The organism is Monashia sp. HAY1-2A, assembly GCF_056755315.1.
The window spans coordinates 1-3998 of record NZ_JBNDHY010000240.1 but is presented as its reverse complement, the minus strand read 5'-3'; the positions used below and the strand labels follow the sequence as shown (position 1 = coordinate 3998).

Annotated in this window: 2 protein-coding genes; both read left to right on the top strand. The window is 71.6% G+C overall.

From position 1 onward, the window contains the following. Positions 1-2851: glutamate synthase large subunit (gene gltB, locus ACPYOM_RS21150; RefSeq protein ID WP_481347460.1), on the top strand; the 2851-nt coding region annotated here is incomplete at its 5' end. Next, a partial coding sequence (locus tag ACPYOM_RS21145) for a glutamate synthase subunit beta (RefSeq protein ID WP_481347459.1) occupies positions 2844-3998 on the top strand: 1155 nt, incomplete at its 3' end. The genes gltB and ACPYOM_RS21145, both read left to right, overlap by 8 nt.

Here is a 3998-nt window from a genome sequence, read left to right as displayed (position 1 = left end):
GGCCAAGATCGTGCACATCAACGCCGACGGCGACCTGCCCGGCTACGCGACGCACGTCGTGCGCGGCCTCTACGACGTGACCGGTGGCGCGGGTGCCATGCGCGACCGCCTCGAGGAGATCTTCGCCGAGGTGTCGCACGCCATCGCCCGAGGCGCGCGCTTCGTCGTGCTGTCGGACCGCGACTCCGGCCGCGACCTCGCGCCGATCCCGTCCCTGCTGCTCACGGCCGCCGTGCACCACCACCTCATCCGCGAGAAGACCCGCACCCAGGTGGGCCTGCTCGTCGAGGCCGGTGACGTCCGCGAGGTGCACCACGTCGCGCTGCTCATCGGCTACGGCGCCGCGGCCGTCAACCCCTACCTCGCCATGGAGACCGTCGAGGACCTCGTCCGCTCGCGCCAGATCGAGGGCGTCACCCCCGAGAAGGCCGTCAGGAACCTCATCAAGGCCCTCGGCAAGGGTGTCCTCAAGGTCATGTCGAAGATGGGGATCTCGACCGTCGCGTCCTACCGCGGCGCGCAGGTGTTCGAGGCCATCGGCCTGTCGCAGGACCTCGTCGACCGGTACTTCACCGGCACGGTGAGCCAGCTCGGCGGCGTCGGCCTCGACGTCATCGCCCGCGAGGCGGCCGAGCGCCACGCCACGGCCTACCCGCCGGACGGCGTCCACCAGCCGCACCGCGTCCTCGACGTCGGCGGCGAGTACCAGTGGCGCCGCGAGGGCGAGCCGCACCTGTTCGACCCCGACACCGTGTTCCGCCTCCAGCACTCGACGCGCCAGCGTCGCTACGACGTCTTCAAGCAGTACACGAACCGCGTCGACGACCAGACGACGCGCCTCATGACGCTGCGTGGGCTCATGGGCTTCAAGCCGACCGGCGTCACCGGCCGGCTGCCCGTGCCGATCGAGGAGGTCGAGCCGGTCAGCGAGATCGTCAAGCGGTTCAACACCGGCGCCATGAGCTACGGCTCGATCTCCCAGGAGGCGCACGAGACCCTCGCGGTCGCGATGAACCGCCTCGGCGGCCGGTCGAACACGGGGGAGGGCGGCGAGGACTACGAGCGCCTCCTCGACCCCGAGCGCCGCTCGGCCGTCAAGCAGGTCGCCTCCGGACGCTTCGGCGTCACGAGCCTCTACCTGACGCACTCCGACGACATCCAGATCAAGATGGCCCAGGGCGCCAAGCCCGGCGAGGGCGGGCAGCTGCCCGGTCACAAGGTGTACCCGTGGGTCGCGCAGACGCGTCACTCGACGCCCGGCGTCGGGCTCATCTCACCGCCGCCGCACCACGACATCTATTCGATCGAGGACCTGGCCCAGCTGATCCACGACCTCAAGAACGCCAACCCCGCCGCACGGGTACACGTGAAGCTGGTCTCCGAGGTCGGTGTCGGGACCGTCGCCGCGGGCGTCTCGAAGGCGCACGCCGACGTCGTGCTCATCTCCGGCCACGACGGCGGTACGGGTGCCTCGCCGCTCACGTCGCTCAAGCACGCCGGGGCGCCGTGGGAGCTCGGGCTCGCCGAGGCCCAGCAGACGCTCGTGCTCAACGGCCTGCGGGACCGCATCGTCGTGCAGGTGGACGGCCAGCTGAAGACGGGCCGCGACGTCGTCGTCGCCGCACTGCTCGGCGCCGAGGAGTTCGGCTTCGCGACCGCCCCGCTCGTCGTGTCCGGCTGCGTCATGATGCGCGTCTGCCACCTCGACACGTGCCCCGTCGGCATCGCCACCCAGAACCCCGAGCTGCGGGCGCGCTTCACCGGCAAGCCGGAGTTCGTCGAGACGTTCTTCGAGTACATCGCCGAGGAGGTGCGCGAGCACCTCGCCGCGCTCGGGTTCCGCTCGATCGAGGAGGCCGTCGGCCAGGTCGGCAGCCTCGACATCGAGAAGGCCGTCGCGCACTGGAAGGCGTCGGGCCTCGACCTCACGCCGATCCTCAGCGTCGCCGACAACCCGACCGGTGGCACGCTGCACCAGTCGACGGCGCAGGACCACGGTCTCGACAAGGCGCTCGACAACGAGCTGGTGAGCCGGGCCCTGCCGGCCATCGAGAGCGGTGAGCAGGTCCGCTCGTCGATCGCGGTCCGCAACGTCAACCGCACCGTCGGCACGATGCTCGGCCACCACGTGACCAAGGCGCACCCCAAGGGGCTGCCGGACAACACCATCGAGCTGACCATGACCGGATCGGGCGGGCAGTCCTTCGGGGCCTTCCTGCCGGCCGGCGTCACGATGCAGCTGTTCGGGGACGCCAACGACTACGTCGGCAAGGGCCTGTCCGGTGGCCGCGTCGTCGTCCGCCCGGACACGCAGGCCCGCCTCGTCGCCGAGGAGAACGTCATCGCCGGCAACGTCATCGCCTACGGCGCGACGACCGGCGAGCTGTTCCTGCGCGGTGTCGTCGGCGAGCGCTTCTGCGTCCGCAACTCCGGCGCCCACGCCGTCGTCGAGGGCGTCGGCGACCACGGCTGCGAGTACATGACCGGCGGCGTCGCCGTCGTCCTCGGGGCCACGGGCCGCAACTTCGCGGCGGGCATGTCCGGCGGTGTCGCGTACGTCCTCGACCTCGACCCGCGACTCGTCAACGGCGAGCTCGTCGACCTTTTCCCGCTGCGCCCGGACGACGAGACGACGCTCCGAGGCCTCCTCGAGGGGCACGTGCGGTGGACCGGCTCGCCGGTCGCGCAGGCCCTGCTCGACGACTGGGCGACCGCCCGCGAGCGCTTCACGCTCGTCCTTCCCCGCGACTACCAGCGTGTCCTCGACGTCCGCACGCAGGCCGAGGCCGAGGGCCTCGACCCCGACGGCGCCGACGTGTGGGACCGGATCATGGAGGCTTCCCGTGGCTGACCCCCAGGGCTTTCTCAAGACGCGCGAGCGCGAGCTGCCGACCCGCCGCCCGGTCCCGGTCCGCATCCGGGACTGGAAGGAGGTCTACGAGGAGCAGGAGCGCAGCCAGCTCCAGCGACAGGCCGGCCGATGCATGGACTGCGGCATCCCGTTCTGCCACTCCGGCTGCCCGCTCGGCAACCTCATCCCGGAGTGGAACACGCTCGCGTGGCGAGGTGACTGGTCCGATGCCATCGAGCGCCTCCACGCCACGAACAACTTCCCCGAGTTCACCGGACGCCTGTGCCCGGCGCCGTGCGAGACGGCCTGCGTCCTCGGCATCAACCAGCCGGCCGTGACCATCAAGCAGGTCGAGGTCACGACCATCGAGCAGGCCTTCGACAGCGGTCTCGTGCGGCCGCTGCCGCCCGAGCGGCTCTCCGGCAAGACCGTCGCCGTCATCGGCTCGGGCCCTGCGGGTCTCGCCGCCGCCCAGCAGCTGACCCGGGCCGGCCACACGGTCGCCGTCTTCGAGCGCGCCGACAAGCCCGGCGGCCTGCTGCGCTACGGCATCCCCGAGTTCAAGATGGAGAAGTCGGTCCTCGACCGCCGCCTCGCGCAGATGGAGGCCGAGGGCACCCGCTTCCGCAACGGCGTCGACGTCGGCACCGACATCACGGGCCAGCAGCTGCGGGACCGGTACGACGCGGTGGTCCTCGCCCTCGGCGCGACCGTCCCGCGCGACCTGTCGGTGCCCGGGCGCGAGCTCGGCGGCATCCACCAGGCGATGGACTACCTCCCGCAGGGCAACCGGGCGGCACTCGGCGAGGACGTGCCCGACCAGATCCTCGCCACCGGCAAGCACGTCGTCGTCATCGGCGGCGGCGACACCGGCGCCGACTGCATCGGCACGGCGCACCGCCAGGGGGCTGCGTCGGTCACCAGCCTCGAGATCATGCCCCAGCCCGGTGAGGACCGCCCCGCGAACCAGCCCTGGCCGACCTACCCGATGCTCTACCGCGTCGCCAGCGCGCACGAGGAAGGCGGCGAGCGGATCTACGCCGTCAGCACGACCGAGTTCGTCGGCGACGACGACGGCAACGTCGCCGCGCTGCGCCTCACCGAGGTCGAGCTCGTCGACGGCAGGCTGACCCCGAAGCCGGGGACC